General features: G+C 75.0%; 27 protein-coding genes and 2 pseudogenes. 18 read left to right on the top strand and 11 right to left on the bottom strand.

Annotation, left to right across the window (positions count from 1 at the left end):
* Window positions 1–22: 22 nt before the first annotated feature.
* Complete coding sequence (locus HNR61_RS12605; RefSeq protein WP_067817857.1) at window positions 23–499, top strand: ribose-5-phosphate isomerase; 477 nt, start codon at window positions 23–25, stop codon at window positions 497–499.
* 33 nt (window positions 500–532) lie between these two features.
* Here HNR61_RS12605 and HNR61_RS12600 read toward each other — a convergent pair whose 3' ends face one another.
* A complete protein-coding gene (locus tag HNR61_RS12600) occupies window positions 533–724 on the bottom strand; it encodes a hypothetical protein (RefSeq protein WP_182843329.1) in 192 nt (63 codons plus the stop codon).
* 163 nt (window positions 725–887) lie between these two features.
* Between HNR61_RS12600 and HNR61_RS12595 the strand changes: the two genes are divergently transcribed.
* Window positions 888–2,000: a PP2C family protein-serine/threonine phosphatase gene (locus tag HNR61_RS12595; protein ID WP_182843328.1), complete on the top strand. Its 1,113-nt coding sequence runs from the start codon at window positions 888–890 to the stop codon at window positions 1,998–2,000.
* 16 nt (window positions 2,001–2,016) lie between these two features.
* On the opposite strand, the gene HNR61_RS12590 is transcribed toward HNR61_RS12595, so the two are convergent.
* A complete protein-coding gene (locus tag HNR61_RS12590; protein WP_182843327.1) occupies window positions 2,017–2,907 on the bottom strand; it encodes a serine/threonine-protein kinase in 891 nt (296 codons plus the stop codon).
* Between the two features lie 809 nt (window positions 2,908–3,716).
* On the opposite strand from HNR61_RS12590, the gene HNR61_RS12585 reads away from it, so the two are divergent.
* A complete protein-coding gene (locus tag HNR61_RS12585) occupies window positions 3,717–5,114 on the top strand; it encodes a sensor histidine kinase (RefSeq protein WP_182843326.1) in 1,398 nt (465 codons plus the stop codon).
* 115 nt (window positions 5,115–5,229) lie between these two features.
* Window positions 5,230–6,891: an amidohydrolase family protein gene (locus tag HNR61_RS12580; protein WP_182843325.1), complete on the top strand. Its 1,662-nt coding sequence runs from the start codon at window positions 5,230–5,232 to the stop codon at window positions 6,889–6,891.
* Window positions 6,892–6,906: 15 nt separating this feature from the next.
* Here the strand turns inward: HNR61_RS12580 and HNR61_RS12575 are convergent, their stop codons facing one another.
* On the bottom strand, window positions 6,907–8,337 hold the full coding sequence (locus HNR61_RS12575) for an amidase (protein ID WP_182843324.1): 1,431 nt from the start codon (window positions 8,335–8,337) through the stop codon (window positions 6,907–6,909).
* Between the two features lie 131 nt (window positions 8,338–8,468).
* Here HNR61_RS12575 and HNR61_RS12570 point away from each other — a divergent pair, with 131 nt between their 5' ends.
* From HNR61_RS12570 to HNR61_RS12555, 4 genes are all read left to right on the top strand, one after another.
* Window positions 8,469–9,959 (top strand): carboxyl transferase domain-containing protein, encoded by a 1,491-nt coding sequence (locus tag HNR61_RS12570; RefSeq protein ID WP_182843323.1) that lies wholly within the window; start codon window positions 8,469–8,471, stop codon window positions 9,957–9,959.
* 65 nt (window positions 9,960–10,024) lie between these two features.
* Window positions 10,025–10,729 carry a type 1 glutamine amidotransferase gene (locus HNR61_RS12565; protein WP_312897877.1) on the top strand — a complete coding sequence of 235 codons (705 nt, stop codon included), beginning with the start codon at window positions 10,025–10,027 and terminating at the stop codon, window positions 10,727–10,729.
* Between the two features lie 82 nt (window positions 10,730–10,811).
* A complete protein-coding gene (locus HNR61_RS12560; RefSeq protein ID WP_182843321.1) occupies window positions 10,812–11,729 on the top strand; it encodes an NAD-dependent epimerase/dehydratase family protein in 918 nt (305 codons plus the stop codon).
* Entirely contained in the window at window positions 11,726–12,571 is an 846-nt protein-coding gene (locus tag HNR61_RS12555) for an RNA polymerase sigma-70 factor (protein WP_182843320.1), read from the top strand. Before HNR61_RS12560 ends, HNR61_RS12555 begins: the two co-directional genes overlap by 4 nt.
* On the opposite strand, the gene HNR61_RS46790 is transcribed toward HNR61_RS12555, so the two are convergent.
* From HNR61_RS46790 to HNR61_RS12540, 3 genes are all read right to left on the bottom strand, one after another.
* Window positions 12,564–12,728: a DUF1905 domain-containing protein gene (locus tag HNR61_RS46790; RefSeq protein ID WP_281400440.1), complete on the bottom strand. Its 165-nt coding sequence runs from the start codon at window positions 12,726–12,728 to the stop codon at window positions 12,564–12,566. The two genes, HNR61_RS12555 and HNR61_RS46790, sit on opposite strands and share 8 nt — an antisense overlap.
* Window positions 12,729–12,840: 112 nt before the next feature.
* Window positions 12,841–13,212, bottom strand: a complete 372-nt coding sequence (locus HNR61_RS12545) for a VOC family protein (protein WP_182843319.1) — start codon at window positions 13,210–13,212, stop codon at window positions 12,841–12,843.
* Window positions 13,213–13,293: 81 nt separating this feature from the next.
* Complete coding sequence (locus HNR61_RS12540; RefSeq protein ID WP_220509290.1) at window positions 13,294–14,097, bottom strand: inositol monophosphatase family protein; 804 nt, start codon at window positions 14,095–14,097, stop codon at window positions 13,294–13,296.
* 19 nt (window positions 14,098–14,116) lie between these two features.
* Here HNR61_RS12540 and HNR61_RS12535 point away from each other — a divergent pair, with 19 nt between their 5' ends.
* Window positions 14,117–15,193 carry a winged helix DNA-binding domain-containing protein gene (locus HNR61_RS12535; protein ID WP_182843317.1) on the top strand — a complete coding sequence of 359 codons (1,077 nt, stop codon included), beginning with the start codon at window positions 14,117–14,119 and terminating at the stop codon, window positions 15,191–15,193.
* Complete coding sequence (locus HNR61_RS12530; RefSeq protein ID WP_182843316.1) at window positions 15,190–15,711, top strand: NUDIX hydrolase; 522 nt, start codon at window positions 15,190–15,192, stop codon at window positions 15,709–15,711. Before HNR61_RS12535 ends, HNR61_RS12530 begins: the two co-directional genes overlap by 4 nt.
* On the opposite strand, the gene HNR61_RS12525 is transcribed toward HNR61_RS12530, so the two are convergent.
* Complete coding sequence (locus HNR61_RS12525; RefSeq protein ID WP_182843315.1) at window positions 15,708–16,175, bottom strand: lamin tail domain-containing protein; 468 nt, start codon at window positions 16,173–16,175, stop codon at window positions 15,708–15,710. The two genes, HNR61_RS12530 and HNR61_RS12525, sit on opposite strands and share 4 nt — an antisense overlap.
* A gap of 256 nt (window positions 16,176–16,431) precedes the next feature.
* On the opposite strand from HNR61_RS12525, the gene HNR61_RS12520 reads away from it, so the two are divergent.
* A complete protein-coding gene (locus HNR61_RS12520) occupies window positions 16,432–17,328 on the top strand; it encodes a metal-dependent hydrolase (RefSeq protein ID WP_182843314.1) in 897 nt (298 codons plus the stop codon).
* Here HNR61_RS12520 and HNR61_RS12515 read toward each other — a convergent pair.
* The 3 genes and pseudogenes from HNR61_RS12515 to HNR61_RS47600 all read right to left on the bottom strand — a co-directional run.
* Complete coding sequence (locus HNR61_RS12515; protein ID WP_312897876.1) at window positions 17,297–17,983, bottom strand: gamma-glutamyl-gamma-aminobutyrate hydrolase family protein; 687 nt, start codon at window positions 17,981–17,983, stop codon at window positions 17,297–17,299. The two genes, HNR61_RS12520 and HNR61_RS12515, sit on opposite strands and share 32 nt — an antisense overlap.
* Window positions 17,980–18,441 (bottom strand): aldehyde dehydrogenase family protein, encoded by a 462-nt coding sequence (locus tag HNR61_RS46785; protein WP_246442642.1) that lies wholly within the window; start codon window positions 18,439–18,441, stop codon window positions 17,980–17,982. The genes HNR61_RS12515 and HNR61_RS46785 overlap by 4 nt, the downstream gene beginning before the upstream one ends.
* Before the next feature lie 111 nt (window positions 18,442–18,552).
* Window positions 18,553–18,845, bottom strand: a pseudogene (locus HNR61_RS47600) (aldehyde dehydrogenase family protein); the annotation flags it as partial.
* A gap of 76 nt (window positions 18,846–18,921) precedes the next feature.
* Between HNR61_RS47600 and HNR61_RS12505 the strand changes: the two are divergent.
* The 6 genes and pseudogenes from HNR61_RS12505 (at window position 18,922) to HNR61_RS50450 (ending at window position 23,524) form a co-directional block, all read left to right on the top strand.
* Window positions 18,922–20,370 carry an aldehyde dehydrogenase gene (locus HNR61_RS12505; protein ID WP_182843313.1) on the top strand — a complete coding sequence of 483 codons (1,449 nt, stop codon included), beginning with the start codon at window positions 18,922–18,924 and terminating at the stop codon, window positions 20,368–20,370.
* Entirely contained in the window at window positions 20,358–21,260 is a 903-nt protein-coding gene (locus HNR61_RS12500; protein ID WP_182843312.1) for a DODA-type extradiol aromatic ring-opening family dioxygenase, read from the top strand. The genes HNR61_RS12505 and HNR61_RS12500 overlap by 13 nt, the downstream gene beginning before the upstream one ends.
* Entirely contained in the window at window positions 21,260–22,108 is an 849-nt protein-coding gene (locus HNR61_RS12495) for a fumarylacetoacetate hydrolase family protein (protein ID WP_182843311.1), read from the top strand. Before HNR61_RS12500 ends, HNR61_RS12495 begins: the two co-directional genes overlap by 1 nt.
* Entirely contained in the window at window positions 22,108–22,293 is a 186-nt protein-coding gene (locus tag HNR61_RS12490) for a ferredoxin (RefSeq protein WP_182843310.1), read from the top strand. Before HNR61_RS12495 ends, HNR61_RS12490 begins: the two co-directional genes overlap by 1 nt.
* Before the next feature lie 8 nt (window positions 22,294–22,301).
* Window positions 22,302–23,089, top strand: a pseudogene (locus tag HNR61_RS50455) (NAD(P)/FAD-dependent oxidoreductase); the annotation flags it as partial.
* Entirely contained in the window at window positions 23,090–23,524 is a 435-nt protein-coding gene (locus HNR61_RS50450; protein ID WP_376770256.1) for an oxidoreductase C-terminal domain-containing protein, read from the top strand.
* Here HNR61_RS50450 and HNR61_RS12480 read toward each other — a convergent pair.
* Window positions 23,451–24,866: an FAD/NAD(P)-binding protein gene (locus tag HNR61_RS12480; RefSeq protein ID WP_182843309.1), complete on the bottom strand. Its 1,416-nt coding sequence runs from the start codon at window positions 24,864–24,866 to the stop codon at window positions 23,451–23,453. The genes HNR61_RS50450 and HNR61_RS12480 overlap by 74 nt on opposite strands.
* 140 nt (window positions 24,867–25,006) lie before the next feature.
* On the opposite strand from HNR61_RS12480, the gene HNR61_RS12475 reads away from it, so the two are divergent.
* Entirely contained in the window at window positions 25,007–26,092 is a 1,086-nt protein-coding gene (locus HNR61_RS12475) for a helix-turn-helix domain-containing protein (RefSeq protein WP_182843308.1), read from the top strand.
* Window positions 26,093–26,114 lie beyond the last annotated feature (22 nt).

Below are 26,114 nucleotides of genomic sequence, written 5' to 3'. Positions count from 1 at the left end.
CGCCACCTGCGAGAATCTGGGCATGCGCGTGTTTCTTGGATGTGACCATGCCGGATACGAGCTCAAAGAGCACCTGGTCGCCTGGTTGAAGGCCAACGGCCACGAGGCCGTGGACTGCGGCGCGTTCGAGTACGACGCCGTGGACGACTACCCGCCGTTCGTGCTGCGGGCGGCCGAGAGGGTCGCGGCCGAGCCGGGCTCGCTGGGCATCGTGCTCGGCGGCTCCGGCAACGGCGAGGCCATCGCCGCCAACAAGGTGAAGGGCGTGCGCGCCGCGCTGGTGTGGAACGAGGACACCGCCACCCTCGCCCGCCAGCACAACGACGCCAATGTGATCAGCATCGGCGCCCGCCAGCACGACCTGGACACCGCCACCCGGTTCGTCGAGCTGTTCCTGGAGACGCCCTACTCCGAGGAGCCGCGCCACACCCGTCGCATCGAGATGCTCGGCGCGTACGAGCGGACCGGCGAGCTGCCGGCGCTGCCGGGCGAGGGCTGACCCCCACCGCCGCCGGAGCCGCCGCCGGAGCCGCTACCGGAGCCGCGCGCCGCCGCCCCGCTTGCCGAGGCGGCGGCGTTCGTTCTTGGCGGCCCGGCCGCTGCGGCCCGGCTCGGCGGCGCCCGGCGGCGGCGCGGGCTCGCGCTCGCCCTCCGGCAGCGGCCGCGACACCTCCCGCGCCCGCATCGCCGCGTCCACCGTGATCCGCATGCTCGGCTGACCCACGCTCCGCCTCCTTGCTCCGGTCCGGATCCCCATTGCACACCACCGGACCGGTCCCCGCGCAAGACCGGGCGCCCGCCCGGTCCCGCCCCCGATCCCGCCACCAGGGATGATCACTGGCGCGGATGACCGCCGGGCGGGCGCGATGCTCGGTACAGTGCCGGAGATGCTGCAACGTCTGGTCCATCTCCTGCCGCCACGGGTGCGCGCGTTCCTGCGCCGCGTCCCCGTGCTGGTGGCGCTGTACCAGTGGCTGCGGCGGGGCAGGCTGACCCGCGAACGCCACGTGTTCGCGGTGCTGGCGATCCTCACGGTCGTCATCGGCATCGGCGCGGCCGAGTGGGAGTGGGCCCCGTCGGGCGCGCTGGTGCTGACGGTGCTCGGCGGCGGGCTGCTGCTGAAGGTGCGCGGCCTGGTCGCGCTGCTCGGCGTGGTCGCGGTGATGGTCGCCTACACCGCCTGGTTCCACCACGCGGTGGTCGGCCCCGGCACGATCGGGCCGCTGGGCATCACGGCGGTGCTGGCGCTGTCGCTGGCCCGCACCCGCCAGAAGCTCGGCGTCCAGGGGCTGCGCGGCGACTCGATGCTCCTGGAGCTGCGCGACCGGCTGCTCCGCCAGGGCGAGATGCCGAGGCTCCCCGACGGCTGGGACGCGCAGGTGGTGATGCTCCAGGCGGGCGGGTCGTCGTTCGGCGGGGACTTCGTGGTGTCGGTGCGGCGCGGCGACACCCTGGAACTGGCGCTGGTGGACGTCTCGGGCAAGGGCACCGACGCGGGCACCCGCGCGCTGATGCTCTCCGGCGCGTTCGGCGGGCTGCTGGGCTCGGTGCGGCCCGACCGGTTCCTCCCGGCGTGCAACGACTTCCTGCACCGCCAGCACTGGGACGAGGGCTTCGTGACGGCGGTGCACGTCGTCATCGACCTGACCAGCGGCGAGTACACGGTGGAGTCGGCGGGCCACCCCCCGGCCGTCCAGTTCGACGCGGGCAGCGGCACCTGGCAGGTGAGCCCCGCCAAGGGCGTGGTGCTGGGGGTCGTCCCCGACATGGACGCCGACGCGGTGCGCGGCCAGCTGCGCTCCGGCGACGCGCTGCTGCTCTACACCGACGGGCTGGTGGAGTCCCCGGGCCGCGATCTGGACGCGGGCATCGACCGTCTGCTCGGCGAGGCCGAGCGCCTGGTCCCGCAGGGGTTCCGCAAGGGCGCCCGCGAGCTGGTCGAGACGATGGCGGCGGCGCGCGACGACGACTGCGCCCTCGTGCTGATCTGGCGGACCTGACCGGGCCGCGGTGCCCTTAGGCGACCGCGCTGAACTCCTTGGTCTCCTCCGGGGGCTCCTCGGCCGAAGCGGGGACGGCCGGGGTCGGTTCCGGGGAGGCCGGGTAGCCCACCAGGGACAGCAGCAGGTCGGGCGCGGTCGGACGTTCGAGGGGGTTCTTGGCGAGGGCCGCGCGGACCGTCGGGAGCAGGTCGGGCGGGACGTCCGACAGGTCGGGCTCCTCGTTGGCCGTGCGCAGCGCCACCTCCGTGGGCTCGCCCTCGCCGAACGGCAGGCGGCCCGTTCCCGCGTAGGCCACCAGGCAGCCCCATCCGAACACGTCGGCGGCGGGGGTGGGCGGCCCGCCCCTGATGACCTCCGGGGGGACCCAGCCGGGCGTGCCGACCACGGTGCCCGACGGCGCCGGGGACGGGGAGTCGCACTTGCGGGAGACGCCGAAGTCGATGACGCGGGGCCCGGAGAGGGTGAGGATCACGTTCGCCGGCTTGACGTCGCCGTGGATCAGGCCCGCCGCGTGCACCGCCGACAGGCCCGCCGCCACGCCGACCGCGACGCCGTGCAGGTCGGCCGCCGGGAGCGGTCCCGACTGGAGCAGGCGCCGCTGGAGGGACATGCCCCCGACGTACTCGCTGACGATGTAGGGGAGCCCCGAGGCGTCCTCGCCGTAGTCCAGCACCCGCGCGGTGCAGAACGAGGCCACGCGGCTCGCCATCACCGCTTCCTCGCGCAGCCGTTCCCGGAACTTGGCGTCCCCCGCCAGCCGCGGATGGATGGTCTTGACCGCGACGCGTTCGCTGGTGTCCGGTTCGCGCGCGAGGAAGACCGTGCCCATGCCCCCCGTGCCGATGCGCCCCAGCAGCGGGTAGCCGCCGATCGTACGCGGATCGGCGTCTTCCAGAGGGCTCACCTCGCACGCCATGCTCCCGCCCGGCTGAGCCTCGCTCTTGTGCCCGTCCATGTCGTGCCTCGCGCCTCCTTCCCCTTCCGGAGCTTTTGTCGATCAGCCCCCTTGTGCCCGAAAGTCGGCAAAGTATGAGGTCGAATCTCCACGGATCGTCGGCCGGGGCCCCTGAGGCGCCGTATCCGCGCTGGTTTCACCCGGAAGTAACATCCTGGTAACGCCTGGTGCACGGGGCGACGGCAGAGTAAGGGGCAGTTCGACGGCCACCCCCGGACCGGTGATCCCTCCTCGGCGCGGGGCCCGGTGGGCGGCCGGCGGCACCGAAGGCGATGCCCGCGCGGACGGCACCCCAGGGGTGGGAGGCGCCGTGCGTGCGGGCGTCGGCCGTCCGCCTCCCGATATAACCTATTGACTTGGTAGGAATAATGGGCTTCGCTTGAGGCATGAGCGGGGATCCCTGCCACGGCCTGGCCGTGGGGCGCGGTCGCGGTCGCCGCTCAGCGTCCGAGCCCGACCGGCCCGACTCCGTTGCTGGGGGAGTGGACCGGACGGGCCGGCCCCCGCCGTTCGGGGCGCTCTTACGGCGGGGGACGCGCGGTGACCGGGACGGCGTTGGCACGGCCCGTCCCGGTCACCGGCGCCTCCTCCACCGGCCCCCCTTCCGGCGGCCTCCCCCGTCGCGGCGCCGCCGGGCCGCGAGGTTTCGCGCGGTGGCGGCCGGGTTACAACCAGGGCCACCGAGATCGTTTCCCCCCGGGCGACTAGGACGCGGCGCCGTGCCGCGTGGAGCCGGGACGACGGGGGAGGCGACGGGCATGTCGGGCCGTGGGCTGCGCTGGCCCCCGTCGCGCTGGTCGCTGCGTGCCCGCGTCACCGCCATGGCGACCGCCGTGGTCGCGGTCCTGATGGTCAGCGGATGCCTGGCGTTCTACCTGACGGTCCGCGAACTGCTCTACCAGGGCCTGCGCGACCGCGGCGACCGCGCCATCGCCGAGCTGACCCAGCAGACCCAGAACGGCGCCACCGGCATGCTGTCCTACGGCGCGGACGGCTTCCAGCTCCGCCAGGTGATGGGGGCCGACGGCCGGGTGGTCGCCGCCACCCCCGAACTGCGCGGCCGGGGCCCGATCACCGGCATCGACCCGCCCGCCGGCGGCGGCGTGCTGCGGACCCGCATCACGCTGCCGGCCACGGACGAGCAGATCTACCTGGTCGCCCGGCGGGTGAGCACCCCCGACGGCGAACGCGTCCTGTACGCCGGGACCGTGCTCACCGACCTCAGCCGCCTCGGCACGGCGTTCGTGCTGGGCCTGGTGCTGGTGACGGTGCTGGGATCCGGGGTGGCCGCGCTGCTGGTGCGGCAGGCGGTGTGCCGGGCGCTGCGGCCGGTCGGGGTGATGCGCGCCGAACTCGCCTCGATCACCGGCGGACGGTCCGGGGGCCGGGTGACCGTTCCCGACAGCGCCGACGAGGTCGCCGGGCTCGCCGAGTCGGTCAACCTCACCCTCAGCCGCCTGGAACACGTGCTGGACCGCCAGCGCGCCTTCGTCGGCGACGTCTCGCACGAGCTGCGCAGCCCCCTGACCGGCCTGCGCACCCAGCTTGAGGTCGCCCTCGAATGCCCCGAGGACGAGGACTGGCCGGAGGTGGCGCGGGCCGCGCTGAACGAGGCCGACCGGCTCCAGCGCATCGTCGGCGACCTGCTGATCGTGGCGCGGCTGGAGGCCGGCATGCCGCAGCACCGCGAGCCGGTGGACCTGGCGGAGCTGGCCCGCGCCGAGCTCGCCCGCCGCCGCGGCGACCGGGTCCCGATCGAGCTGGAGGCCGCCGGCGGCGCGGTGGTCATGGGCAGCCCCGGCCAGCTCGAACGCGTCCTGACGAACCTGCTCGACAACGCCGTCCGGCACGCCGCCACCCGGGCCCGGCTCACGGTGTCGGCCGAGGGCGGGCAGGCGGTGGTGCGGGTCGCCGACGACGGCACCGGCATCGACCCGGACCACCGGGAGGCGGTCTTCCGGCGCTTCTACCGGCTGCCCGAGGGGCGCCGGCGCGACGGCGGCGGGACGGGCCTCGGCCTGCCGATCTCCCGCGACATCGCCGTCGCGCACGGCGGGACCCTGGAGGTGGGGGAGCCGGACCCCGGATGGCGGGGCGCGCTGCTGGAGCTGCGGATCCCGTTGTCCGGAACGGACAAGAAACACCTCGACCATTGAACGTGAAAAGCATTCACTTACGCGGCGGGCCATGGTCTCCTGGTGGTCGTGGTGGTGCTCTCCGTGACCGGAGCGCTCCGCCACGCGGTGTTACCACGACCCCCAGAGGTGTGCCATGCCCGTCCCCCGCAGGCTCCCGCGCGCGAGGACGGCGGTCGGCGCCGGCGTCCTCGCCGCCGCGCTGCTGTGCCCCGCCCCCGCGGCGGCCTCCGCCCCGTTCCGCGACCCCGAACCCGCCACCGGAGCGACCGGAACGCCGATGACCGGCACCACCCCCGACGGGCAGGTGCGCGGTTACGTCGACGCCCACAGCCACCTGACCTCCTACGAGGCGTTCGGCGGCATGCTGATGTGCGGCAGGCCGTTCGACCCGCACGGCGTCCGGGAGGCGCTGAAGGACTGCCCCGACCACCATCCCGACGGCGGCCTCGCCTGGTTCGAGAACTTCACCCGTCAAGGCAGCCCGTTCGGACGGCACGACCCGAGGGGCTACCCGACGTTCCGGGACTGGCCCGCCCACGACTCGCTCACCCACCAGCAGGCCTACCACAAGTGGGTGGAGCGGTCCTGGCGCGCGGGCCAGCGCATCCTGGTCAACCAGCTGGTCGCCAACCGCACCCTGTGCGAGATCTACCCGCTGAAGCGGACCACCTGCGACGAGATGGACGTCATCCGCCTCCAGGCCCGGCGGACCCGCGAGCTGCAGGACCACATCGACCGCGAGAGCGGCGGGCCGGGCCGGGGCTGGTTCCGGATCGTGACGAGCCCGGCGGAGGCCCGCCGGGTCATCGAGTCGGGCCGGATGGCGGTCGTGCTGGGCGTCGAGACGTCCGAGCCGTTCGGCTGCCGCCAGGTCCTCGGCGCGCCGCGGTGCACCGCGAGGGACATCGACGAGGGGCTGGACGAGATGCACCGCCTCGGCGTGCGGTCGATGTTCGTGTGCCACAAGTTCGACAACGCGCTGTGCGGCGTGCGCTTCGACTCCGGCACGACCGGCGTCGTGATGAACCTCGGTAACCTCGTCGGCTCCGGCCGGTTCTGGCAGGCCGACCACTGCGCGGCCACCGGCCCGCACGACAACGAGATCGCCCCGGCGGGCGGGATCGGCGACCTGCTGGCGGGCCCGCTGCGGGCGCTGCGCCCGCTCGGCGTCACCGTGCCGGTCTACCCGTCGGCCCCGCACTGCAACGTCAACGGCCTGACCCCGCTCGGCGAGCACATGGTCAGGGGGCTGGCCGCGCGGGGGATGCTGGTCGAGCTGGACCACATGAGCGCCAAGGCCGCCGACCGGGCCCTCGACATCCTGGAGGAGCGGCGGTACTCCGGCGTCATCTCCTCCCACAGCTGGTCCGACGAGCACTACGCCAGGCGCGTCTACGGCCTGGGCGGGATGCTCACCTCCTACGGCTTCGCCGCCGACGGGTTCGTGACGCAGTGGCGCAGGGCGAAGAAGGACCGCGACGGCAGGTACCTGTTCGGCTTCGGGTACGGCCTGGACGCCAACGGCATGGGCCCGCTGCCCCCGCCGCGCGCGGACGCGGGGAAGAACCCGCTGAGGTACCCCTACCGTTCGCCGGTCGACCCGGGCGTGACGCTCACCAGGCAGACCACCGGGCAGCGCACCTGGGACGTCAACACCGAGGGCGTCGCCCACTACGGGCTGGTCCCCGACTGGATCGCCGACATGCGCAACATCGCGGGCAGCGAGATCACCGACGACCTGGCCCGGGGCGCGGAGGCCTACCTGCGGATGTGGGAACGCGCGGAACGGGGCTGATCCCCGGCCCCCCGGCTATCCGGCCTGCTCGACCGACGGCGGGCGGCGGCGACCGTGTCCCGTCGCCCGCTCGAACAGGTGCCCGACCCGGAGCACCTCGAAGTCGGCGCGGTGCGGCCCCACGATCTGCACCCCGACCGGCAGCCCGCCCGCCGTGAACCCGCCGGGCACCGACAGCGCCGGGCAGCCCGTGGCCGACACCAGGTAGCAGGAGGCCATCCACTCCAGGTAGTCGCGCATCGGCCGCCCGCCGACCGTGTCGGGGTACTCCCGGCCGGCGTCGAACGGCACCACCTGGCTCACCGGCAGCACCAGCACGTCGTGGCGCTGGAAGAACTCCCGCACCCGGTGGAACAGCGCGGCGTGCAGGCGTTCGGCGGCGGCGACGTCGCGGCCCGACAGCGCGCGGCCCGCCTCGACGTTGGCGACCAGCGACGGCTTCATCAGGTCGCGGTGCGCGTCCAGCAGCGGCCCCAGCGCCAGGTCGAACTGCCAGGCCCGCAGCGTCCGGAACACCTCGTCCGCGCCCGACAGGTCCGGGCACGCCTCCTCTACCTCGCAGCCGAGGTCGGCGAACACCTTCGCCGCGCCCGCGACGACCGCCGCGACCTCGCGGTCCACCGGCACCCTCCCGCCCAGGTCGGCCGACCACGCCACCCGCAGCCCGGCCGGGTCCCGGTCCAGCGGCCGCGCGAACACCTCGCCCGGGGTCTCCAGCGCGATCGGGCTGCGCGGATCGGGCCCCGCCAGCACCGACAGCAGCAGCGCCACGTCCGCCACCTCGCGCCCCATCGGCCCCTGCACGCCCATCGTCGCCCACGCCGCCTCGGCCGGCCAGCTCGGCACCCGGCCGGGGGAGGGGCGCAGGCCGACGACGTTGCAGAACGACGCGGGGTTGCGCAGCGACCCGCCCATGTCGCTGCCGTCGGCCAGCGGATGCATCCCGCACGCCAGCGCCGCCGCCGCGCCCCCGCTGCTGCCGCCCGCCGACCGCGACGGGTCGTAGGGGTTGCGGGTGACGCCGAACAGCGGGTTGAAGGTGTGCGACCCGCACGCGAACTCGGGGACGTTCGTCTTCCCGATCGTGACGACCCCGGCGGCGCGCATCCGCTCCACGACCAGGTCGTCCCGGTCGGGAACGTGCCCGGCGAAGATCGGGGAGCCGTGGGTGGTGCGGATCCCGGCGGTCTCGTGGGTGTCCTTGTGCGCGACCGGGAGCCCGTGCAGCGGCCCGACGTCCGCGCCGGAGGCCAGCCGCTCGTCGGCGGCACGGGCCTGCTCGGCGGCCTGCTCGGCGACGAGCGTGACGATGGCGTTGACCCGCGGGTTGGCGCGTTCGATCCGCTCCAGGTGGGCGGCCAGCACCTCGCGCGCGGACACCTGCCCGGTGCGCAGCAGCCGCACCAGCTCCCGCGCCGACATGAAGGTGATCTCCGAGGATGCCAACCGCCGACCTCCCGATGCCCGCCCGAGCGTGGAACCACCACCCTGCCACGAACGGCACCGGCGCGGCCGGGGGACCGCCCTGCCGGACGGGCTGCCAGGATGGCGGGGACGACCGACGGGAGGAACGGCGGATGGCGGAGCGGGTCGGGGCGCGTGAGCTGGTGGAACGCGTGCTTGACGAGGGGACCTGGAGGCCCTGGGACGCCGCGCCGCGCCGGGTCGCCGAGCCCGGATCCGCCTACGCCGCCGAACTCGCCGCCGCGCGGGAGCGCAGCGGATGCGACGAGGCCGTCATCACCGGGGAGGGGCTGCTGCGGGGACGGCGGGTCGCCTGCATCGCCTCGGAGTTCCGGTTCCTGGCCGGGTCGATCGGGCTGGCCACCGCCGAGCGGATCGTCGCCGCCGTCGAACGCGCCACCGCCGAGGGCCTGCCGCTGCTGGCGGCGCCGTCGTCGGGCGGGACGCGGATGCAGGAGGGCACGGCGGCGTTCGCGCAGATGGCGCGGATCACCGCGGCGGTCGCCGAGCACCGCGCGGCCGGGCTGCCGTACCTGGTGTACCTGCGGCATCCGACGACGGGCGGGGTGTTCGCGTCGTGGGGGTCGCTGGGGCACCTGACGGCGGCGGAGCCGGGCGCGTTGATCGGGTTCCTCGGGCCGCGCGTGTACGAGGGGCTGTACGGGGAGCCGTTCCCCGACGGGGTGCAGGTCGCGGAGAACCTGGCGGCCAGGGGCCTGGTGGACGCGGTCGTGGCGGTCGGCGACCTGGCGCGGGTCGCGGCGGACGCGCTGGAGGTCCTGCGCCCCGGGCCGCCCGCGGCCGAACCGGGGCCGCCGGAGCCCGCTGAGCCCGCCGGGGGGTCGGCGTGGGAGTCGATCGAGCGGTCCCGGCGGTCCGACCGGCCCGGCGCGCGGCAGCTGCTGCGACACGGCGCGACGCACGTGACGCCGCTGTCGGGGACCGGGCAGGGGGAGGCCGAGCCGGGGCTGCTGCTGGCGCTGGCGCGGTTCGGGACGGCGCCGTGCGTGGTGGTCGGGCAGGACCGGCGCGGGCAGCGCAACGGCGGCCCCCTCGGCCCGGCCGGGCTGCGGACGGCGCGGCGCGGGATGCGGCTGGCCGCCGAGCTGCGGTTGCCGCTGGTCACGGTCGTGGACACGCCGGGCGCCCTGCTGTCGGCGCGGGCCGAGGAGGGCGGGCTCGCCGGGGAGATCGCCCGCTGCCTCGCCGACATGATCACGCTGTCCGCGCCGACGCTGTGCCTGCTGCTGGGGGAGGGGACCGGCGGCGCGGCGCTGGCACTGCTCCCGGCCGACCGGGTGCTGGCCGCCCGGCACGCCTGGCTGTCGCCGCTGCCCCCGGAGGGCGCGTCGATCATCATGCGCCGCACCCCCGACCACGCGCCGCGGATGGCCGAGGCGCAGGGCGTGCGGGCCGCCGACCTGCTGCGCGACGGCATCGTGGACGCGCTGGTGGACGAGCGCCCCGACGCCGCCGACGAGCCCGAGGCGTTCTGCCTCCGGATGGCCGCCGCCGCCGAGCACGCCCTGCGCGCCCTGACCGCGACCGACCCCGCCGCCCGCCGCTCCGCCCGCCGGGAGCGCTACCGAAGGCTCGGGCGCTGACGCCTATCATCGTTTGGGTTCGTATGACCCATTGCGCAGGACCCCGGATGACAGAGGAGACCCCCGTGCGCCGCGCTCTGCTGATCATGCATGACCACCTGTCCCCGGCCGACCCGCTGGTCGCCCGGCTGACCGAGCGCGGCTACGCCGTCGCCCAGCGGCTCGTGGTGCCCGGCGAGCGCCACGCGACGCCGGACGTCGCGTTCGACTTCCCCGACCCGCGCGACTGGGACCTGATCATCCCGCTGGGGTCGCCGTGGGCGGTGGACGACCTGGCGGCCATCGGCACCTGGGTCACGCCCGAGCTGGCGATGCTGCGCAAGGCGCACGAGGCGGGCGTCCCGGTCCTGGGCGTCTGCTTCGGCGGCCAGGCCCTGGCGGCCGCGCTGGGCGGCGGCGTCGAACGCTCCCCGCGCCCCGAGCTGGGCTGGGTCACCGTCGAGACCGACGACCCCGCGCTGGTCGGCCCCGGACCGTGGTTCCAGTTCCACTACGACCGCTGGATCCTGCCGCCCGGCGCGGTGGAGATCGCCCGCAACGGGGTGTGCTCGCAGGCGTTCACCGTGGGCCGGTCGATGGGCGTGCAGTTCCACCCCGAGATCAACGTGCCGCAACTGGAGAACTGGCTCGTCCACGGCGGCGCGGACCTGGTGCGCGCGGCGGGCCGGGACCCCGACGCCATGCTGGAGTCGCTGCGCCGGGACGAGGCCGCCGCCATCGGCCGCTGCGGCGCGCTCGTGGACGCGTTCCTGGAACGTGTCGCCGTGTGACGGGCATCACTCCCCGGCCGGTCACATCCGGGGACGGCCGCCCGTCCTGTCCCCGAAGCATCCGACCGAAGGAGTGATCCCGATGCGCGTTCTCGTCGCCGGAGCCACCGGAGTCGTCGGACGGCGGCTCGTCCCACTGCTGACGGCCACGGGGCACGAGGTCGTCGCCCTGTCGCGCCGCCCGCGCCCGGCCGAGGGCGCCCGGACGGTCGCGGCCGACGCCCTGGACCGGGCCGCGCTGGCCGCCGCCGTCCGCGAGGCCGCCCCGGACGCCGTCGTGCACCTGCTCACCGCGATCCCCGCCAGGCTGAACCCGCGCCGGATGGAACGGGACTTCGCGCTCACCGACCGGCTCCGCACCGAGGGCACCCGCAACCTCCTCGACGCCGCCCGCGAGGCGGGCGCGACCCGGATCATCACGCAGGGCCTGGCGTTCGCCTACGAGCCCGGCGAGACCCCCGCCAACGAGGACACCCCGTTCTGGAGCGACCCGCCGCGGCAGTGGGCCACCTCCCTCGCGGCCCTGCGCACCCTGGAGAAGCTGACCGCCGACGCGGACGGCCTGGTCCTGCGCTTCGGCCACCTGTACGGGCCCGGAACGGCGTTCGCCCGCGACGGCTGGACGACCGGGCAGATCCGCGGGCGGCGGATGCCGATCGTGGACGGGGGCGGGGCGACGTTCTCGTTCCTGCACACCCACGACGCCGCGACCGCGATCGTGTCGGCGCTGACCCGGCCCGTCACCGGGGCCCTGAACATCGTCGACGACGAGCCGGCCGAGGTCCGCGAGTGGCTGCCGGAGCTGGCGCGGCTGCTGGGCGCGCCGCGGCCGAGGACCGTTCCTGCGCCGGTCGCGCGGCTGGTCGCGGGCGGCTGGGGTGTCGCCTACATGACCCGGCTGCGGGGCGCCGACAACGCCCGCGCCCGCATGCGGTTGAACTGGCGGCCCCGCCACACCTCCTGGCGCGAGGGCTTCGCCGCGGAACTGGGGGACAGGTGACCGAGGAGTTCGAGGAGCACCGCCCGCTCCTGCTGGGCCTCGCCTACCGCATGCTCGGCAGCATGTGGGACGCCGAGGACGTCGTCCAGGAGGCGTACGTGCGGTGGATGGGCGCCGACCGGTCCGAGGTCCGGGAGGTCCGGTCGTTCCTGGCGACGATCGTGTCCCGGCTCGCCCTGGACCAGCTCCGCTCGGCCCGCGTCACCCGCGAGGCGTACCCGGGGCCGTGGCTGCCCGAGCCGGTCGCGACCGACGCGCTCGGCCCGCTCGACACGGCCGAGCGGCGCGACACGGTGTCGTTCGCGACGCTGCACATGATGGAGCGCCTGACCCCGCCCGAACGCGCCGTGCTGGTGCTGCGCGACGCGTTCGAGATGCCCTACGACCGGATCGCCGAGGTCGTCGGCGCCTCCGCCGCGACCTGCCGCCAGACCTACCGGCGCGCCGCCCGGCACCTGGCGGCGCGCCGGGACCGCCTGAGCCCGACCCGCGAGGAGCACCGGCGGCTGCTGGAACGGTTCCTGGAGGCGGCGGCCGGCGGGGACCTGGCGGCGCTGACGGACCTGCTCAGCGCCGACGTGGTCGCCTGGTCCGACGGCGGCGGCAGGGTCACCGCGGCGCGCCGCCCGGTCCTGGGCCGCGACCGGGTGATCGCGTTCGCCACGGGCCTGACCGCCCGCTACCCGGTCGACGACCTGTGGGTGGCCGACCTCAACGGCGAGCCGACGGTCGTCGTGGTCACGGGCGGCGAGGTCCAGACGCTGTCGGTCGACGTCCGCGACGGTCGCGTCCACGGCCTGTACCTCGTCCGCAACCCCGACAAGCTGCGGGCGGTCAGCTGAGGCGTTCCAGCAGGCGGACGACGACGGTGTCGCCGGTGCCCTTGCCGATCTCCGCACGGAGGCCGGCCCGGACGGGAAGCTTGTGGGTGCCGTCGCCGAGCGCCATGAACGAGCTGCGGAACGGCCGCCCGTCGATCGTGCCGCGCACCTTGACCAGGCCCCGGAGAACTCGGCCGACCCGGGCATGACCACATAGGTCCAGCCGCCCTCGTCCGGGCTGGTCACCAGCGTGGCGGTGAACTCCCTGTCCAGCTCCATGATCCCCTCGCTCATTCGACGATCTCCAGCCCGTTGCCGTCCGGGTCGCGCAGCGCGAACATGGGCGGGACGCCCGGCCAGCGCAGCAGCTCGTCCACGTCGATCCCGCGCGCGGCCAGCTCCCCGTGCAGCGCCGCCGCGTCGGCGGCGGTGAGCCGGATCCCCGTCTCGGCCCCGCCCCCGCCGGGCACCAGCGCGATCGAGGTCGCCGCCCCCCGCGGCGCGACCTCGATCCACCGCCCGCCGAGCTGCGCCACGGGCGCGTCCAGGCGCTTCTCCAGCCCCAGCACCCCGACGTAGAAGTCCAGCGCCCGGTCCTGGTCGGTGACGGGCACCCCCACGGTCCGGATGCCGGTGATCTCGGTTCTGACGCGCGTGCTCATGTTCTGCTTCCCCCCGACGGATCGATGACGGATACGTCGATAGGGACCGGCCACGGCCGCGAAACTCATCGCGCGGGCGCGTCACCCGGACGCGTTGATGCTCTCCAGCGCCCGCGCGTGGAGTTCCGGGGTCGCCGCGGCGATCACGAAGCCGCCCCCGGACGGGGTCGCGCCCCGCCGGTCGGTCACGACGCCGCCCGCCGCGCGGACGATCGGGATCAGCGCCGCGATGTCGTAGGGCTGGAGGGCCGACTCCACCACCAGGTCCACCTGGCCGAGCGCCAGCATCCCGTAGGAGTAGCAGTCCCCGCCGAAGCGCTGGAGCCGCACCCTCCCCGAGATCCGGGCGAACGCCGCCGCCTCCTCGCCCGCCGCGAACATGCTCGGGTGGGTCGAGTACATGACCGCGTCGGCCAGCGACGTGGTGGGCCGCGTGCGCAGCCGCGCGCGGCCGCGCGGGCCGTCCAGCCAGCCCTCGCCGTTCACCGCGCCGAACGTCTCGCGCAGGTAGGGCTGGTGCAGCCATCCCGCGACCGGCTCGTCCCCCTCGAACAGCCCGAGCAGCGTGCCCCACAGCGGCATCCCGCTCACGAACGCCTTCGTCCCGTCGATCGGGTCGATCATCCAGGTCCGCCCGCTGGTCCCCGGGCCCGTGGCGCCCGCCTCCTCCCCGACGATCCGGTCCTCGGGGAACAGCCGCGCCAGCCCGGTGCGCAGCAGGTGCTCCACGGCCCGGTCCGCCTCGGTCACCGGGTCGTAGCCGCCGGGCCCGCCCTTGTCCAGCTCGCCCAGCGTCGCGGGGTCGGCGCGGAACCACCGCAACGCCAGCTCTCCGGCGTCGGTCAGCAGGGCGGGGACTTCGCGGGTCACGGCATCGTCGATCACATCCCCAATAATGGCGGACATGCCGCCGCTCTCCCTCCGGGACCTCAACCGGACGTTCCTGCACCGCCAGTTCCTCCTGGAACGCACCGGTCGCTCCCCCTACGAGGTCATCGCCCATCTGGTGGCGATGCAGGGGCAGGAGCCCAACTGGCCCTACGTGGGGCTGTGGTCGCGGATCGAGGGGTTCCGGCGCGAGGACCTGGAGGCGCTGCTGCGGGAGCGCCGGATCGTCCGCTCCACCATGGTGCGGCGGACCATGCACCTGGCCGCCGCCGACGACTTCCGCTGGCTGCGGCCGACCGCGCGCGGCGTCGTGCGCTCCGCCCTCACCTCCGCCTACTTCGCCAGGGAGATCGAGGGCCTGGACCCCGACGAGGTCGGCGCGGCGGGGCGCGCCCTGCTGGCGGCCGGGCCCCTGACCCGCAAGGAGCTGGGCCTGCGGCTCGCCGAACGCTTCCCCGGCCGCCTCCCCGCGCGGCTGGCCGACACCGTCGAGGTCGTCGAACCGCTGGTCCACACGCCCGAGGTCGGCGCCTGGGGCGGCTGGGGCAACCGTTCCGGGATCGGCGTCACGCTGCCCGACGCGCCGATGGCCGGGCCCGATCCCGACCGGATGGTGCGGCGCTACCTGGCGGCGTTCGGCCCGGCCACCGTCATGGACGCGCAGGCGTGGTCGGGGGTCACCAGGCTCAGGACCGTGTTCGACAGGCTCCGCCCCCACCTGCGGGTGCTGGAGGACGAACGCGGCCGCGAGCTGTTCGACCTGCCGGACGCGCCGCTGCTCGACGGCGACGCCCCCGCGCCGGTGCGGTTCCTGCCCGCGTTCGACAACGCCCTGCTCGGGCACCGCGACCGCACCCGGATCATCCGCGACGAGCACCGCGGGAGGTTCGCCCGTGTCGCGTCCGGCGGCGTGCCGATGTTCCTGGTGGACGGCTTCGTGCGGGGCGTGTGGTCGGTCCGGGGGACGACCCTCGCGGTCACCCCGCTGGACCCGCTCCCCGGCGGCGACGCCGCGGCCGTCCGCGCCGAGGCCGAGCGCCTCCTGCCCTTCCTCGGCGGCGCCGAGGTCGTCGTCACCGAAGGAGATCAGTGACCGCCGAGATCCTCGCCTCTGAGACCGTCCCCTGGATCCCCGCCGAGCACCGTCTCGACGTCGTCCGCGCCGGTCACCTGCCCCCGACCGAGCAGACCACCACGGCGTTCGTGCTGGCCGTGGACGGGGCGCGGCGCACCCTGCTGACGTACGTGGACCGGCCGGACCGGGGCTGGGAGATGCCCGGCGGCCACCGCGACCCCGGCGAGGCGGCCGCGGCCACCGCGCTGCGCGAGCTGGCCGAGGAGACCGGGCTGCGGCTGCGCCCCGCCGACCTGGAGGTGTTCGCCTGGCTCCGCATCCGCCTGACGGGCCCGGTCCCGGACGGGTACCGCTACGCCCCGCTGACCTACATGGTGGTCTTCGCCGCGCGCGTCCCCGGCGAGGGCCCGCCGACCGCCCCGGCCCCCGGCAGCGAGTGCACCCGCGCCGGCTGGTTCCCGCCGGAGGAGGTGGAACGCAGGTGCGCGCCGAACGCCTGGCTCGCCGCGCACCGCGCCCTCATCGCGACGCGCTAGCACCAGATCCAGCCGCCTTGGTGCTGCGGGTGGTGCCGGTCGTGCCAGGAGCACCGGTCGACGAGACCGCCTCTGCGGTTACGCAGGGTGGCGGTGTCCGAGTCGTTGTTCCACACGTACCACCGCCGGTCCCAGTAGACGTGCCGCCTGTCGTCGTGCCCGCGCCCGGTGTGCACGAACACCGAGCGGTGCGGCCGCAGGCGGAACCACCGGAACGTGTAGGTGTAGCCCGTCCGGTCGCGCAGCGTGTAGCCCCGGAGCTGCCGGGTGTGGCGCGAGTAGTTGTGGATCTCCACCCACTCGGCGTTGAGGCTGCGGTTGGTGCCCCTGTCGGGACCGGGCGAGTCGTACTGGACGCGGCGGATCTGCACCCCCGGCGCCGCCGCCGACCCCGCCTCCGCCGGAACGGCGGCCAGCCCCAGCACGCCGACCACCGCGGCGCCCGTCGCGAGAATCTTCTTCATATGCCCCCCTTTGTCACGGGTGGGACCGGGACGGTCCACCCGGATCCGGCGAGTCGCCGGAATGGTGGCCAGTCGCGACGCGGACGCCGATCGCGGGTGCGATCCGGCGTCCGGGTGGCAACTGGACACAGCACCCGATTGTGACCCACGCGACATACAGCAGGGTTGATGGGACCTTCAAGGCTTCCTAACGTCGAGCTGTGCCGGAGGCCGTCCGAGGGCCCCGGCCCGGCGCCCGGACCTCCCAGGAGGGCCCATGAGCAGAGCCGCGGCCCGGCGCGGGATCGCGATCACGCCCCGCACGGTGAAGACCCGCCGGATCGGCTTCGACTATCCGCCCGAGCGCCTCCCGCGCCACTTCGTCGGCGGTGACCTGGTGATGAGCCACGTGGTCGCGGTGCTGTCGTCGTTCTTCCCCGAGGGCGAGGACTACTTCATCCGCTCGGTGCGCAACTACCGGGACCGGGTCACCGATCCCGAACTGAAGCGGCAGGTCGCCGGGTTCGTCGGGCAGGAGGTCACGCACAGCCGCGAGCACCGGCACCTCAACGACCGGCTGGCCCGCCTCGGCTATCCGACCCGCGCCATCGACCGCCTCACCGGTCTCGGCCTGCGGTTCGACGAGCGGGTCATGCCGAGGAGCAGCCGTCTGGCGGTCACCGCCGCGCTGGAGCACTACACCGCCACCCTCGCCGAGGTGCTGCTGACCGAGGAGCGGGCCCGCGCGATGTTCGACGTGGACGAGGTCCGCTCGCTGCTGGAGTGGCACGCGCTGGAGGAGAGCGAGCACAAGTCGGTCGCGTTCGACGTCTACCGCGTCGGGGTCGGCAACGAGCTGCGCCGCATCTGGGCGATGCGGCTCACCACGATCGGGTTCCTCGCCGCGACGGTCGTCGCCACCGTCTACTCGATGCTGCACGACCCGGCCACCTACAACCCGCGCGTGCTGGTGCCCAGCCTGCGCAGGCTGCGGCACTCGCCGTGGCTGACCCGCGAGGTCGCCCGCCGCATCGCCGCCTACAACCGGCCCGGCTTCCATCCCGACGACTTCGACAACACCGCCCTGGTCGCGGAGTGGAAGGAACGCCTGTTCGGCGCCGACGGCGAGCTCACCGGCCGGCTCAGGGGCGGGCCGCGTCCACCAGCGCCGTGACGATCGCCTGCTGGGCCGGGCCGACGGCCGCGGTGTCCTCCGGATGCCACTGCACCCCCAGGAACCAGCCCGCCGCCCCCGGCGCCTCGACCGCCTCCACGGTCCCGTCACCGGCCCGCGCGGTCACCGCCAGCCCCTCGCCCAGGACCGCCACCCCCTGGTGGTGGTAGCACGACACCCGCAGCGCGTCCGCGCCGGTGACCTTGGCCGGCAGCGTCCCGGCCTCCGGGACGACCTCGTGGACGACGTGCCGGTGGTCGGGGTCCAGGTGCTGGTGCAGCGTGCCGCCGCGCACGGCGTTGACGACCTGGAGCCCCCGGCAGACCGCCAGCAGCGGCAGCCCCGCCTCCAGCGCGTACGCGGCGACCGCCAGGTCGAACGCGTCCTGCGCCTCGTCCACGTCGTACAGCGTCTCGTGCGCGGTGGCGGCGCCGTAGTGCCGGGGGTGCAGGTCGCCGCCGCCCGGCAGCAGGACGCCGTCGCAGCGCGCCAGGCGCCCGGCGACGCCGTCCGGCGCGGCCGGGTGCATCGGGAACGGCTCGCCGCCGCCCCGCCACACGGCCTCCACCAGCGCCCGCGCCGTCACCTCGGCGGCGTACCGCAGCGCCGTCGCGCCCGCGGAGAACCGGGCCGGAACCGCGATCAGCGGTCTCACAGCCGGATCCAGGTCGTCTTGAGGTCGGTGTACTTGTCGAGGGCGTGCAGCGACTTGTCGCGCCCGTGGCCCGACCGCTTCATCCCGCCGAACGGGACGCTCATGTCGCCCTCCTCGTAGCAGTTGACCCACACGGTCCCGGCCCGCAGCGCGCGCGAGACGCGGTGCGCGGCCGCCAGGTCCGCGGTCCACACGGCGGCGGCCAGGCCGTAGCCGGTGTCGTTGGCCAGCCGCACCGCCTCGTCCAGGTCGTCGAACTCCAGCACCGCCAGCACCGGCCCGAAGATCTCCTCGCGGGCGATCCGCATCGCGGGCGTCACCCGGTCGAACACCGTGGGCCGCAGGTAGCACCCCCCGGGCACCGGGCCTCCGGCCCGCAGCCGTGCCCCGTCGGCATGTCCCGCGTCCACGTACGCCAGCACCCGGTCGCGGTGCCGCGCCGACACCAGCGGCCCCATCTCGGTCGCCGGGTCGAGCGGGTCGCCGACCCGCATGCCCTCGGCGCGGCGCTGACCAGCAGCGCGAGGGCGTCGCGGTCGCGTTCGACCAGGTCGGCCCAGCGCAGCAGCGCGGCTCTGCGGTCGGCGGGGGGCAGCCGGGGCCATGGCCCCTCGTCGAACGCGCGGCGCGCGGCGGCCACGGCCCGGTCCACGGTCGCGGCGTCGGCGTCCCCGACCTCGGCGAGGACCCGGCCGTCGCGCGGGGACACCACGGGCAGCGTCCCGCCGCCGCCGGTGAACGCGCCGTCGATGTGGTGCCCGGTGTGCGGGTCGAGCCGTTCCGCGCGGGAACGCCACTCCTGGTACGGGACGCCGGTCACGGCCCCTCCCTCGCGCTGGTGTTTTCGTTTGAAGCCAAACATTATGGGAGGCGGGTTGACCGGCACCACCCCGGCTTCCTAGATTGTTTGGGATCAAACAATCTGGAGGTGCACCACGATGGCGACCATCGCGGGCGTGACCGTCGACACCGGGCACTGGATCGGTGGCGAACGCGTCGGCTCGGGGGAGGCGTTCACCGACGTCTCGCCGATCGACGAACGGCCCCTCGCCGAGATCGCGCGCGGCGGGGCCCGGGAGGCCGAGGCCGCCGTCGCCGCCGCCGCGAAGGCGTTCCCGGCCTGGTCCCGGACCACCCGGGAGGAGCGCGCCCGGCTGCTGCACGCCGTCGCCGACGGCGTGGACAAGCGGCTGGAGGAGCTGGCGCGGGTCGAGACGCACGACAACGGCGCGCTGATCCGCTCCCACCGGCGCGGCGTGATGCCCCGCGTCGCCCACAACTTCCGCTTCTTCGCCGACCGGCTGCTGGACCTCGGCCACGACGACCTCGACACGCGCGGCCACACCAACCACGTCTCCTGGGACCCGGCCGGGGTCTGCGCGCTGATCACCCCGTGGAACGCGCCGCTGATGCTGGCCACCTGGAAGGTCGCCCCCGCGCTCGCCGCCGGGGACACCGTCGTCCTCAAGCCCGCCGAGTGGACCCCGCTGACCGCGTCGCTGCTGGCCGACATCGCCGCCGAGGCGGGCCTGCCGGACGGCGTGCTCAACGTCGTGCAGGGCTACGGCGCGGAGGTCGGCGGCCCGCTCACCGCCCACCCGGACGTGCGGCGGATCAGCTTCACCGGCTCGGTCCCCACCGCCCGCGCGATCGCCGCGAGCGCCGCCCCGAACCTGACCCCGCTGTCGCTGGAGCTGGGCGGCAAGTCCCCGCTGCTGGTCTTCGCCGACGCCGACCTGGACCTGGCCGCCGACCTGGCCGTCGAGCAGTACGACAACGCGGGCCAGGTCTGCCTGGCCGCGACCCGCCTGCTGGTGGAGTCCCCGGTCGCCGACGCGTTCACCGAGCGCTTCCTGGCGAAGGCCGCGCGACTCCGCCAGGGCGACCCGCGCAACGAGGCCACCGACCTCGGCCCGCAGATCCACCGCCGCCACCTGGAACGCGTGGACGGCTTCGTCCGCCGCGCCAGGGAGAACGGGGCCCGCGCGCTCCTCGGCGGCGGCCCCAACGACGACCTCGGCGGCCTCTACTACCGCCCGACCCTCCTGACCGGCGCCGCCCCCGGCGCGGAGATCCTCACCGAGGAGGTCTTCGGCCCGGTGCTGACGCTCCAGACGTTCGACACCGAGGACCAGGCCGTCGAGATGGCCAACGACACCCGGTTCGGCCTGGCCGCCACCCTGGCCACCGGCGACCCCGGACGCGCCGCCCGCGTCTCGGCGCGCCTGGTCGCGGGGACCGTCTGGGTGAACTGCTTCTTCGTCCGCGACCTGCGGGCCCCGTTCGGCGGCTCCCGCCAGTCCGGGGTCGGCCGGGAGGGCGGCGACTGGAGCTTCGACTTCTACTGCGACCTGAAGAACACGGTGACCGCCCCATGGGAGAAGTAGTCGGCGCGGGCCTGCTGGCCCACGTCCCCACCATCGTCCTGCCCGAGGTGACCCGGCGCGAGCTCAACGGCGGCGAGGACTCCACCCTCGTCGCGGGCCTGCGCAGGCTCCGCGCCGAGGTCTTCGACCGCGACGACTACGACACGGTCGTGGTGCTGGACTCGCACTGGGCGACCACGGTCGAGTTCGTCGTGACCGCCCACGGCCGCCGCGCGGGCCTGTACACCTCCGACGAGCTGCCGCGCGGCATGTGCCGGATGCCCTACGACTTCCCCGGCGACCCGGAACTGGCCCGCGCCGTCGCCGCGCGGGCCGACGCCCACGGAACGTGGATCACCCCGGTCGACGACCCGTACCTGCCGATCCACTACGCCACCGTGAACCTGTGGACGTACCTGGGCGTGCGCGACGACCCGTACCTCGACCTGCCCGGCAGACGCTGGATGTCGATCGGCGTGTGCCAGACCGCCGACACCGAGGACTTCCTGCGCCTGGGGCGCGCGCTCGGGGCCGCGATCGAGGCGACCGACCGGCGCGTGCTGCTGGTCGCCTCGGGCGCGATGTCGCACACGTTCTGGCCGCTGCGCCGGATCCGCGACCACGAGGCCGCCGACCCCTCGCACATCTTCACCCCCGGGGCGCGCGCGGCCGACGAGGAGCGCATCGGCTGGCTGCGGAGCGGCGACCACGCCCGCGTCCTGGACACGATGCCGGAGTTCCTCGCCCACCGGCCCGAGGCGCGCTTCGGCCACTACCTGATGATGATCGGCGCGCTGGGGGAGAGGGCCTGCACCGCCCCCGGCCGCCTCTACAGCGCGTACGAGAACTCCGTCGGAACGGGCCAGGTGCACCTCTGGTTCGACCGGCCCGGCAACGGATGGACCGCCTGATGCCCGAATACCGCCGCGTCCTCCTCGACGGCGCCGCCACCCAGGTGGTCCGCGAGGGCGACGACCTGGTCTCCGCCGACGGCCGCCGGGTGCGGGCCGCGGAGGCCGTGCACCTGCCCCCGACCGTCCCCACCAAGATCATCGCGGTGCACCTCAACCACCGCAGCCGCGTGGCGGAGTTCCAGACGAGACTGCCGCCCGCGCCGACCTACTTCCACAAGCCGACCTCGGCCCTGAACGCCCACGGCGGCGCGGTCGTCCGCCCCGAACGCTGCAAATACCTCAACTACGAGGGCGAGATCGCGATCGTCATCGGCCGCACGGCCCGCAACATCTCCCCGGCGCAGGCCGCCGACCACATCGCGGGCTACACCGTCGCCAACGACTACGGCCTGCACGACTTCCGCGACACCGACGCGGGCTCGATGCTGCGCGTGAAGGGCTCCGACACCCTCTGCCCGCTGGGGCCCGGCCTGGTCACCGACTGGGACTTCCGCGGCAGGTACCTGCGCACCTACGTCAACGGCGAGCTGGCGCAGGACGGCTCCACCGACGAGATGGAGTGGGACATGCACTACCTCGTCGCCGACATCGCCCGCACCATCACCCTGTACCCCGGCGACGTCCTGCTGTCGGGCACCCCGGCCAACTCACGCCCCGTCCAGCCCGGCGACGTGGTCGAGGTGGAGGCCGAGGGCCTCGGCCGCCTCCGCAACCACATCGTCGCCGGGCCCGCCCCCGTCCGCGACGACTGCGGCGCGCAGCCCACCGAGTCCGAGGAGGTCCTCTCCACCGCGTTCGGCGGTGACTGGGAATTCCGCGGCGTCCGAGCCCCCAGGAGGTGGTGATGAAGGTCATCGTCGACATGGGGAAGTGCCAGGACCACGGCCAGTGCGTCTTCTCGGCGCCCGAGGTGTTCCGGCTGGACGACGCGGGCCACCTGGTCTACGAGACGGACCCCGACGAGTCGCTGCGCGACGCGGTCGAGGAGGCGGCGGACGTCTGCCCCCTCCAGGCCATCACGGTCGGGTGAACGGCCGCATGGACCGTGTCGTCATCGTCGGCGCGTCGATGGGGGGCCTGCGCGCCGCCGAACAGCTCCGCGCGGCGGGTTATGAGGGCGAACTCCTCGCGATCGGCGACGAGCCGCACCTGCCCTACAACCGCCCCCCGCTGTCCAAGGAGGCCCTGGCGGCGGAGGTGACGCACGACGCCGTGGCGTTCCGCCTGCGCGCCGGCGTCGCGGACGTGACCTGGCGGCTGGGCACGCCGGTGGCGGTGGCGGACCTGGACGCCGGGGAACTGACGCTGGCGGACGGGACGACCGTCGCCTACGACGGGCTGGTGGTGGCCACGGGCCTGCGCCCCCGCCGCCTGCCGCTGCCGGGCGGGGAGGACCGGCGCCACGTGGTCCGCACGCTGACGACGCGGCCCGCCTCCGCCCGTGCCTGACGCCCGGGGCCCGCGTCGTGGTGGTCGGCGCGGGCTTCGTCGGCTGCGAGGTCGCCGCGACGGCCCGCACGCTCGGCGCGGAGGTGACGGTCGTCGCGCCGGAGACCGAACCGATGCTGCGCCCTCTCGGCCCGGAACCGGGAGCGGCCCTGCGCGCCCGCCACGAGGCCCGCGGGGTGACGTTCCACCTGGGCACGACCGTCAGGGCGTTCACCGGCACCGGCGTGACGCTGTCCTCCGGGGCGGACCTCGCCGCCGACGTCGTCGTCGAGGCGGTCGGCTCGACGCCCTGCACCGGATGGCTGGAGGGCAACGGCCTGGACCTGTCCGACGGTGTCCTGTGCGACGGGGCCCTGCGCGTCGAGGGCCGTCCGGACGTGGTGGCGGTCGGGGACGTCGCCCGCTTCCCGAACCCGCGCTACGACGACGTGCCCCGCCGCGTGGAGCACTGGAGCATCCCCACCGACACGGCGAAGAGGGCGGCCCGGACCCTCCTGGGCGAGGACGGCGGCCCGTTCCTGCCCCTGCCCTCCTTCTGGAGCGACCAGTACGACCTGCGCCTCCAGTCCTTCGGCGCCCCGGCCCTGGGCGGGGACGTCCGGGTCCTGGAAGGCGACCTGGAGACCGAGGCGGTGGTCGGCTATCACCGCGACGGCCGCCTGGTGGGCGTGGTGATGCTGGGCATGGCGAGGCGGATGGCGCACTACCGCGGGCGGCTGCTGGACGACGCCCCGGCCCTCACCCGACCGGCGCGAGGACCGCCCGGGAGGCCATCGCCCCCTGGGCGGCCACGCCCGGGATGCCGGAGGTGATGAACGGGCCGTCCCCGGCCAGGTCGCCCACGACGTGCAGGCGCGGATCGGCCGGGACCACCCCGCCGGTGGGGTGCGCCGCCGCCAGGCCCTCGTCGACCAGCGAGGAGACCAGCGCGGCGGCGGCCTGGGGCACGGAGTGCGGCGGCGGGTTGACGGCGTTGACGACCAGGCCGGCGGTCTCCACCCGGTCGGCGTCCACGCGGAACCCTCCGTTCACGCGCTCGATCCCGGTCACCCCGTGGACGACGCGGAGCTGACCGGAGTCGAACAGCTCCAGCAGCCGCGCGGCGTTCACCGGCACCATCGGCGACGCGACGCCGCTGGCGACGCGGAACCAGCCGCGCAGCATGTCCCTGTCGTGTTCGGGGAGCAGCCGCCAGGCGTACGGCCCCACGGTGTGCGCGGTCTCCTGAAGGACACGGCGGCCGATCTCCGGTGCGTCGATCGCGGCGATCTGGCGCCGCAGCCGCCGCACGGGGTCCTCGGTCCACGCGGCGCGCAGGTCGGCGAGCAGGACGTCGAGGTCTTCCCCGGCGTCGGCCAGTTCGGCGCGCAGCAGCCCGGCCAGCCCGTCGAGGGTGACCTCGCCGCGCGCGTCCAGCAGGGCCTTCACCCGCTCGACGGTGACATGCCGCGGACGATGGGGGCCCGGCCGCTGCCAGACGTAGGGGAGCACGCCGGTCCGCGACACCATGCCGATGCGTCCGGTGTGCCCTCGCGCGGCGAGCGAGACGACCACGTCGACGGCCGTCAGGCCACTGCCGATCACGACCACCTCGCTCTCCGGCGGCACGTCCTCCAGCGTCCGCGCCAGCGGGTAGGGGTCACCCACGAACCCCGGCGCGCCCCCCAGCCCGTAGTGGTCGTGGGGACGCCCACCGCCCACGCACAGAACGACCTGGTCGGCGACGTGCTCCCGGCCGTCCCCGGTGCGCAGCGTCAGGCGGCCGGACCGCGCCACGCCGACCACCGGCGCGGCGACGACCTCCACCCGCCAGCCACGCTCGCGCAGTTCGGCCACCGCCTTCTCCGCCGTGTGCTCCAGGTACTCGCCGTAGAGGGCGCGCGGGACGAGCGGCTGCCCGAGCCGTTCGTCCAGGTGGGCGTCGCCCCGGGCGCCGAGCCAGGCGGCGTAGTGGCCGGGGTCGCCGTGGCGGATCGACATGATGGCGGGCGGGGCGTTGACCAGCACCGAGTCCAGGTCCGGCCCGTACGGCCGACCGCGCCAGAGGGCGGCGGACGGCTCGAACACCGTGACCGTCCCCCCTCCGTCGGCCCCGGTCAGCGCGTCCAGCAGTCCGACGGCGGCCGCGCCGCCGCCGATGATCGCGATATCCATGCCCCTCAGCCTCGGCACCGGCGCGTCCGTTCCCCATCCCCTCCCCGGGGGCGATCATCCCGGAACAACCCCCTCATCCGGGGGGTTGGCGCAGGTACGGAGATCGCGCAGGCTGGAGCGCGGACCACGGAGGGGAGCCCATGGGGGGACGACGGCGCGGTGAGGCGCTGACCGGCATCGACCGGGCGGCCGACGCCGGGGATCTGTTCGGCCGGGCCTCGGCGCGGCTGCGGCGGGCGGTGCCGTTCGACGCGGCGGTGTGGGCGGCCGCGGACCCCGAGACCGGTCTCGTCACGGCCCCGATGCTGGTCGAGGGCCTGGGCGAACGTGAACGCTGCGCGGACTACTGGGAGAGCGAGCTCCTTGAGGAGAACGTCGTCCCCTTCCGGGACCTGGCCCGCGCGGCCGTCCCCGCGGCCGGACTGCGCGCCGCGACCGGGGACCTGCCCGCCCGCAGCGCGCGGTTCCGCAGGCTGCTGGAGGGGCAGGGCGTCCGCGACGAGCTGCGCGCGGTGTTCCGCGCGGGGGACCGTTCCTGGGGCGTGGTCAGCCTGTTCCGCACGGGGGGCGGCCCGTTCACCCACGACGAGGTGGAGCTCGTGGCCGGTCTCTCGACCCCCATGGCCACCCGGCTGCGACGCCTCGCCCGCCCCGCCGAACCGAGCCCCCTGCCGGACGCCCCCGGCCCGGGACTGGTGCTGTTCGACCCGTCCGGCGCGGCCACCTCCCTCAACGACGAGGCCCGCGAACACCTGGCGAGCCTGCCTCCCGGGCCGTCGGTGCCCACCGCGCTCGGCGTGCGGCTGCCCATCTGGATCATCGGCACCGCCCTCCAGGCCCGGGCCATCGCCCGGGGACGCGACCACGGCGGGGCGCGCGTGCGCATCAGGACCGCCGCGGGCCGGTGGCTGGTCTGCCACGCCTCCGGCCTGACCGGCCCGGGCGGCAGCCCCGGCCCGGTGGCCCTGGTGATCGAACCGGCGTCCGCCGCCGACCTGGCGGTGATCATCGCCGAGTCCTACGAGCTGACCCCGCGCGAACTGGAGATCACCCAGCACGTCGCGCGCGGCCTGCCCACCGCCGAGATCGCCGCCCGGCTGTTCATCTCCCCGCACACCGTCCGCGACCACCTCAAAACGATCTTCCAGAAGACGGGAGCGTCCAGCCGGGGAGAACTGGTCGCCCGCCTGTTCACCGAGCACCACTGGCCCGGGGCCCGTTCCTGACCCCCGGTGGCCGGGCGTCCGG

It is taken from the genome of Actinomadura kijaniata, assembly GCF_014138665.1.
Lineage (GTDB): Bacteria > Actinomycetota > Actinomycetes > Streptosporangiales > Streptosporangiaceae > Spirillospora > Spirillospora kijaniata.
This window is presented reverse-complemented; position numbering and strand designations above follow the sequence as displayed.